We start from the raw sequence: 767 nt of genomic DNA, 5'->3' as shown, positions 1-767 counted from the left end.
TTGAATATGAATCAGCTTATGAGGGCTCCGATGAGTTCGGATTCGAGCCACAGCCAGCCGGCGCTGTGCAGTGGCGCAGTGGCGATGATATTTTCTTCTTCGCTGGCGAAGCGCTCGGGTGGCGTGGTCTTCGAAATGATACCTGGTTGCTCGAAGCCATTATCGGCTTTGAAGAAGGGCGTGAAGAAGGTGATTCCGATGATGGCCGGCTCGATGGGCTTGGCGACACCGACGAGGGCGTTGAGTTTGCATTGCAAGCGCGTAGAGCGTTTGCTGCTGATTGGCGCTATTATTTAGATGGCCGAGTTGTTGCGGGTGAGAACGGCAACCTTGGTATCTTTGGGGTTGGCCGCCGCTTTGGCGAACGCCTCGATGGTTCTGGCTCTGAACTAGCCGTTGTTGCGGTGTTTCACGACAGCGACCTCGCCAATACGGATTTCGGCATAGATGCAACACAAGCCGCTGCATCAGGGTTAGCTGAAACCAACCTGAGCGGAGGCTTTCGCTCGATTGGCGTACATTACAACTACCGTAATTACATCAACGAAAACTGGCAAATTTTCGGCGAAGTACTCTACGAAAGATATAGCAGCGATATTTCCGATAGCCCAATAGCGCGCAATAACTATGAAGCAGAAGTAGGTATCGGGTTTATTTACGTGTTCTAAACCGTTTCACAACGTGTTTTAGCAATATGAACGCTGAAAAGCGTATTAAAAACCGCTCTCTTATACCAAGAGAGCGGTTTTTTACTGAGGTGGTGTAGC

1 protein-coding gene is annotated in these 767 nt (G+C 50.5%); it reads left to right on the top strand.

Annotated features, from left to right (window positions below):
• Positions 1-668: MipA/OmpV family protein (locus CWE08_RS12105; RefSeq protein WP_133306944.1), on the top strand; the 668-nt coding region annotated here is incomplete at its 5' end.
• Positions 669-767 lie beyond the last annotated feature (99 nt).

Origin of the sequence: Aliidiomarina iranensis (assembly GCF_003987135.1) — a bacterium.
Lineage (GTDB): Bacteria > Pseudomonadota > Gammaproteobacteria > Enterobacterales > Alteromonadaceae > Aliidiomarina > Aliidiomarina iranensis.
The sequence above is the reverse complement of the archived record's forward strand: the minus strand, read 5'-3'. Positions and strand labels throughout refer to the sequence as shown.